Consider the following 6150-nt stretch of genomic DNA (forward strand, 5'->3'; position numbering starts at 1 on the left):
TGATTGCAGCTCGTGCAATGGCACAACTGGGCTGTTCGTGAGGCTTGTTGGTCGAAATCCTGTGCGATCATGATCATCGGTTTCCGGCTGATCGCCGGACAACTCCTTCTTGATTGCAGAGGACCATGAAACTCACCGCATTTGCCCGTGCCAGGCACGGGCTGCTTGTTCTTGCCGCCTCCCTGGGGCTCGTCTTCGGCCTCTCGGCCGCTCCGGCCCAGGCCTCGACCTTCATCTACCTGGGCACCGTCGAGATCCAGGCGGCGCACTCTGGGAAGTGTCTTGAGGTGGCGGACTGGAGCAAGGCGGATGGCGCGCCCGTCCGGCAGTGGGACTGCCACCATGGCGACAACCAGAAGTGGTACCGCTACGGCCTCTCGGACGACACCAACGCGTTCTTCTACATCAACGTCAACAGCGGTAGGTGCCTGGAGATCGGCGGCTGGAACCGCAACAACGGTGCGACCGCCAACCAGTGGGGCTGCCACTACGGCCTCAACCAGATGTTCCGCGGTGATCGCGGACTCAGGATGGACGGGGCGTACGCCGACCAGAAGTGCCTGGAGATAGCTGACTGGCGCACGGACAACGGCGCCCCCGCGCGGCTGTGGGACTGCCACAGCGGCGACAACCAGTACTTCTACATCTACGCCGCGTAACCCTTGGGCGGGTGTCGGGGGAGCATGACTCCGACACCCTGCTCACCGGCTGGACCGCTCTTCGTCGCGCCGCCTGCTTCAGCCAGGTGGAGACGAACTCGCCGCTGCCGCCTGCCGGGTCCAGGTCGGCACCGGATCGAGGCACGACTGCACCAGGATCCGTGCGTCACTCTCCCGCCACGGGCGCAGATGCGTGCTCCTGGGGAAGGCGAAGACGGGCTGCCGTTTCTGCTGCCTTCGGCCAACCCGTCATCCCGACCGGAGGCTTGGCGGTGATCACTGCGTCCGCCTCCGCAGGAACTGCGCGCGCACGAACGGGCCCGGCGCCACGCAGGGCGCCGGGCCCGTTCTTCGCACTGCGTCACTTCTCGTCGGCCACCGGGATCTCCACGCTCTCCTCCGTGCGTGCCGCCGGCAGGACCGCCCCGCCGAGCTTCTCCTGTGTCGCCGGGCTCATCGTGGCCAGGAGCTGTCGGGCCAGGCCCAGGCCCGTTCCGCCCATCGTCAGGGCCTTGGCGAAGACGTCCGCCATGCCGTCGGCGCCGTTGAGCAGCACCATCTGGTCGACGTTCCCGAAGGCGGAGGCGCCCGCCGAGACGATCTCCGGCCACTTCTCGGCCAGCTGCTGGGCGACCACGGCCTCCTGGTTCTCCGCGAGCGCCGCCGCCCGCGCCTTGATCGCCTCGGCCTCCGCCAGACCCTTCGCCCGCGTCGCCTCGGCGATCGCGAGGCCCCTGGCGTGCTGTGCGGCGGCCTCCGCCTCACCGGTGAGGCGGGTCGCCGTCGCCTTGGCCGCGCTCGCCAGCTCCGTCTCCTTCGCCTCGGCCTCGGCGGCCGAGATCCGGGCGTCACGCTCGGCCGCGGCCAGCGTCCGGGTCTCGTACGCCATCGCGTCCGCCGGCTTGCGGACCTCCGCCTGGAGCTGCTGCTCCTTGCGGTGGCCCTCCAGCTCGGCGACCCGGGTCTCCTGGACGACGACCTCCTGCCGCGAGGCGGCGTCGGCCAGCGGCCCGGCCTGCCGGGCCCGGGCGGAGGCCTGGTCCCGCTCGGCCTGGTAGCCCGCCTGGAGGATCTCGCTGTCGCGGGTCGCCTCCGACATGCGCGCCGCGGCCTGCTGCTCGGCCTCGGTCGCCCGCCGGTTCGCCTCCGCCTGCGCGATCCGCGCGTCCCGCTGGACGGCGGCCGCGTGCGGTGCGGCCAGGTTCTTGATGTACCCGGTCGGGTCCTCGATCTCGTGGATCTGCAGCGAGTCGACGATCAGACCGAGCTTCTCCATCTCCGTGCCACAGGCCGACCGCGCCTGCCCGGTCAGCTTCTCCCGGTCACGGATCATGTCCTCGACCGTCAACCCGCCGACGATGGCGCGGAGATGACCGGCGAAGACGATGTGCACCCGCTCCGACATCAGCTTCTGCTGGTCGAGGAAGCGGCGGGCCGCGTTGGCGATCGAGACGAAGTCGTCCCCCACCTTGAAGATCACGACGCCGCGGACCTTCAGCGGAATGCCCTGGTGCGTCACGCACTCCACCGACAGCTGGGTCTCGTTGAGGTCGAGCGACAGCTTCCGTACCGCCTGGACGCCGGGAAGCACGAGGGTCCCGCGACCGGTGACGATGCGGAACCCCATGCCGTCGCCGAGGCCCTCGTTCTTGTGGTTGGAACCGGAGATGATCAGCGCCTCGTTGGGTTCAGCGACGCGCCACATCAGTTTGAACACACCGATCAGAACGGCGAGAGCGCCGACGACGACTCCCGCCAGAATGCCGATGCCCATGGACAAGGTCCCCCTTCACCGGAGCCGTGCGGATCCGGTGAAGGGAGTGTGCGCCCGTGGCGGGCGAACACTCAACGGTTCGGTCAACTGTCGTACGCGGCTGTGACATAGACGGTGCGTGGAGGGAGATGTTCCATGACCATCACCACCGTTCCGACCTCGATCCGCTCCTTCGGCGTGGCGGGGTACGCGAGGAAGTGCTCGGCCCCGCCGCGGATCCGGACGATCACCTCGCCGACGAGCCCGGGGCCGACGGTGCCGGTCACCCGGCCGAGCAGTCCCACCATCGAGCTGTACATCGACGCGTCGTCCATGCCTGAACGGTACGTCAGATCCAGCCCTCCAGGGCGGACATGAACCCGTCGAACTCGTCCCGGTGGACGGTGTGCCCCGCCCCCTTCACCGTACGGAGCTCGAAGCCGCGCTCCGCCAGCATCCGGGCGTGCTCCGGCCGGACCAGGGTGCTCGGATCGGCGAGGGCGACGAGGGAGGGCACCACGGGCCGGTCCGGCCACAGGTCGGCGCCCACGAACGGCGTGAGGCCGTGGGCCGTCCGCTCGTCCCAGTCCCGTACCGACGCCATCTCGACGTCCACGTCCTCGTCCGGCCAGTGCGGGTTGAAGCCCCGGATCTGCTCCCGGGTCATGGTCTTGCCCCGGACGAACAGCGAGGCCCGGTAGCCGCAGGGCCCGGCCGCCAGGTGCCAGGCCGGGTCGCAGTACACCGCGCGGGCCGGTGCGAGGCGCTCCACCGCCTGGGCGAGGACGAGCCCGCCGAGGGAGTGCCCGATCGCCAACCGGGCGCCGGCGGGCAGGGTTTCGACGAGGTCGTCGGCGTAGTCCGCCGGGCGGTACGCCTCCGGGCCCGCGGCCCGTTCGCTCGCCCCGTGCCCCCGCAGGTCCACGGCGATCACCCGGTAGCCGCGCTCCGCGAGCGCCGGGCCGACCCGGCGCCAGGTGCGGTGGTCGGCCATGATGCCGTGGACGAGCAGGGCGATCCGGTCGCCGGATCCCCACGTGGTGGTGTGCAGGCGCACAGTGCCGCCTTTCCTGCGGTGCTCGGCGGGCGCCGGCCCGGGAGGCCGGCGCCCGCTGCGGGACGGAGCGCGGCCGACCGGGGGTCGGTGCACGCCGCGGACGGGCGCGGCCGACCGGGGTCAGCGCACGCTGCGGATGGGGCGCACGGCCAGCGCGCCGAGTACCGACAGTACGGCCGCGACCAGGAAGAGCGCCGTGTATCCGCCAGTCAGCGAGACGACGAGCGAGGCGACGAAGGGGGCGACGATCTGCGGTCCCGCGTTGGCGACGTTGAGGACGCCCATGTCACGGGCCGCGTCCTCGGCCTTGGGCAGCACCATGGTCACCAGGGCGGTGTCGACGGCCATGTAGCAGCCGAAGCCGAGGCCGTTGACGACGGAGAACGCCAGCATCGCGGTCCAGCTCGACGAGACGGCCGGGATGACCAGCGCCACGGCGGCGAGCGCGGCGGAGGCGCCGACGAAGAGCTTGCGGCGGTCGAAGCGGTCCGAGAGCCAGCCGCCGAGGACGGTGGAGACCACCATGGCGACCGAGTTGACCGGCATGAGGATCGCCACGGCCTCCTCGGCGCTCAGCCCGGCGGGCAGGTCGGTGTGGTCCTTGAGGATGTACAGCTGGAAGCCGGACACCGCGAAGTAGCCGAGGATGAGCAGGGCGCGGCCGATGAAGGCCCAGCGGAAGTCGTGGTCCTTCAGGGCGCTGCCGAAGGCCGCGATCTGCTCCTTGACCGGCATCGTCGCCTTCGGGGGCATGCGCTCCTCACGGGCGCAGGTGGTGAAGAGCACGGCGGTGGCGGCGACGATCGCGCCGAAGACGAGGTAGCCGGTGCGGTAGTGCTCGGAGAAGGCCGCGCCGAGGAGGGCGCCGATCGTGGAGCCGATGGGGAGACCGAGGCCGACGGCCGCCGAGGCCTTGCCGCGCGCGGCCAGGGGGACCCGGTCGGGGACCACGGAGGTGATGGCCGCCTGGTAGATGTTCATGACGGCCTGGCCCAGACACCACGCGATGGTGACCAGCAGGATCGTGTGGACGCTGCCCAGGAGCAGCATCACGGGCAGGGCGAGCAGGCCGCCGGCGAGGATCCACGGGTTGCGGCGGCCGGAGCGGTCGGAGAGGGCGCCCGCGACCGGGTTGAAGACGGTGGCGAAGATCGCCGATATGCCCGAGACCAGGCCGAAGTTCGCCACCTTCTCGGCGGGGTCGATGGCCTCTATCTGGAGCGCGAGGAGCATGCCGGGGACGCCGATGTACAGGGCGTACATCGCGGTGTTGCCGGCGAGCAGCAGGGGCAGCAGGCCGCGCGTCGGCCGGGGGGCCGCGGGGGAGTCGGCGGTTCCGGTGGCGGGGGAGGAAAGGGCCACTTTGCCCTCCTGGAGAGATCGCCCGATGCGGGGGCGAGAAGCGGATGAAGCGATAGGGTTACACGTGTCAGTGACACGTGTGGGCATTGTGTAGCACCCATATCCGGCCATCCGCCAGACCCCCGGCCGGATTGTTCTGGAAAGATGCCGGATCGATGACTCAGCCAACCGAACAGTCCCCCGAACGCCCCACCGGGCGCGCGGTCCCCACCAGCGCCGACGTCGCGCGGCTCGCGGGCGTGTCCCGGGCCACCGTCTCGTACGTCCTGAACAACACCTCGGCCGTCCGCATCAGCGAGCCCACCCGGCAGCGGGTGCGCGAGGCGGCCGAGGAGCTGGGCTACGTCCCGCACGCCGCGGCCCGCAGCCTGCGCGCGGGCCACAGCCGCATGGTGCTGCTCCCGAGCTCCCACGTCCCCGTCGGGCCCCTCTACAGCCAGTTCTTCAACGACTTCCAGTGGGCCCTGCGCCGCCTGGACTACACGGTCGTGCAGTACGGCAGCGTCGGCCTGGAGGCCGAGGAGGCCGCCCGCGCCTGGGCCGAGCTGCGGCCGGTGGCCGTGGTCTCCCTCGGCGAGATCGAGCTGACCGGGCAGGGTGTCGAGATCCTCAAGCGGTCCGGGGCCCGGGCCGTGATCACCCTCGGCACCCAGCGCGTCGAGGGCACCCACGCCTTCGTCATGGACCAGGGGCGGATCGGCGAGGTGGCCACCGAGCACCTCCTGGAGACCGGCCGGCGCCGGATCGGAGTCGTCGTGCCCGAGGAGCCGGGCCTCGCCATGTTCTCCGGACCCCGGCTGGAGGGCGCGCGCCGCGCCGCCGAGGGGACCGGCGCGACCGTCGTACCCCTGCCGCTGCGGTACGAGGAGGAGTCGGCGGACGCGCTCGCCGCGCGGTGGCGCGAGCTCGGGCTCGACGGCGTCTTCGCGTACAACGACGAGTACGCGATGCTCCTGATGCGCTCGCTCCAGGACGCCGGGATCGCCGTGCCCGAGGAGACCGCCGTCATCGGCGCCGACGACCTGCTCCTCGGCCGGCTGCTGCGGCCCCGGCTCAGCACCGTACGGATCGACATGGTGGTCGGCCGCGAACTGGCCGAGCTGGTCGACCGCGCCGTCCGCGAACCGGACGCCGAGCCCCTCTCCCGTGACCTGCTCGACTCCCGGGTGGTCCGGCGTGAGTCGAGCTGAGGCGGCGGCGCGCCCTGGGGTCCGGCGGGAGCCGAGCTGAGGCGGCGGGGCGCCTGGGGTCCGGCGGGAGTCGAGCTGAGGCGGCGGGGCGCCTGGGGTCCGGCGGGAGTCGAGCTGAGGCGGCGGGGC

The 6150-nt window shown here is 71.5% G+C and carries 6 protein-coding genes; 2 read left to right on the forward strand and 4 right to left on the reverse strand.

Translation table 11 applies throughout. The features are described from left to right. Nucleotides 1-125 precede the first annotated feature (125 nt). Nucleotides 126-659: an RICIN domain-containing protein gene (locus ABT041_RS04190; RefSeq protein WP_351178631.1), complete on the forward strand. Its 534-nt coding sequence runs from the start codon at nt 126-128 to the stop codon at nt 657-659. Between the two features lie 361 nt (nt 660-1020). On the opposite strand, the gene ABT041_RS04195 is transcribed toward ABT041_RS04190, so the two are convergent. From ABT041_RS04195 to ABT041_RS04210, 4 genes are all read right to left on the reverse strand, one after another. Further along, complete coding sequence (locus ABT041_RS04195) at nt 1021-2433, reverse strand: flotillin family protein (protein ID WP_351178634.1); 1413 nt, start codon at nt 2431-2433, stop codon at nt 1021-1023. A gap of 83 nt (nt 2434-2516) precedes the next feature. Then, entirely contained in the window at nt 2517-2747 is a 231-nt protein-coding gene (locus ABT041_RS04200) for an NfeD C-terminal domain-containing protein (RefSeq protein ID WP_351178637.1), read from the reverse strand. Nucleotides 2748-2761: 14 nt separating this feature from the next. Further along, nucleotides 2762-3469: an alpha/beta fold hydrolase gene (locus tag ABT041_RS04205; RefSeq protein ID WP_351178640.1), complete on the reverse strand. Its 708-nt coding sequence runs from the start codon at nt 3467-3469 to the stop codon at nt 2762-2764. Nucleotides 3470-3589: 120 nt separating this feature from the next. After that, a complete protein-coding gene (locus tag ABT041_RS04210) occupies nt 3590-4831 on the reverse strand; it encodes an MFS transporter (protein ID WP_351178643.1) in 1242 nt (413 codons plus the stop codon). Nucleotides 4832-4986: 155 nt separating this feature from the next. Here ABT041_RS04210 and ABT041_RS04215 point away from each other — a divergent pair, with 155 nt between their 5' ends. Then, nucleotides 4987-6021 carry a LacI family DNA-binding transcriptional regulator gene (locus tag ABT041_RS04215; protein WP_351178646.1) on the forward strand — a complete coding sequence of 345 codons (1035 nt, stop codon included), beginning with the start codon at nt 4987-4989 and terminating at the stop codon, nt 6019-6021. Nucleotides 6022-6150: the final 129 nt, after the last annotated feature.

The organism is Streptomyces sp. NPDC002825 (assembly GCF_040295385.1).
Classification (GTDB): Bacteria; Actinomycetota; Actinomycetes; order Streptomycetales; family Streptomycetaceae; genus Streptomyces.

Coding starts and splice junctions, on each gene's coding strand:
- ABT041_RS04190 (WP_351178631.1), top strand. CDS start 126: ATGAAACTCACCGCATTTGCCCGTGCCAGGCACGGGCTGCTTGTTCTT.
- ABT041_RS04195 (WP_351178634.1), bottom strand. CDS start 2,433: ATGGGCATCGGCATTCTGGCGGGAGTCGTCGTCGGCGCTCTCGCCGTT.
- ABT041_RS04200 (WP_351178637.1), bottom strand. CDS start 2,747: ATGGACGACGCGTCGATGTACAGCTCGATGGTGGGACTGCTCGGCCGG.
- ABT041_RS04215 (WP_351178646.1), top strand. CDS start 4,987: ATGACTCAGCCAACCGAACAGTCCCCCGAACGCCCCACCGGGCGCGCG.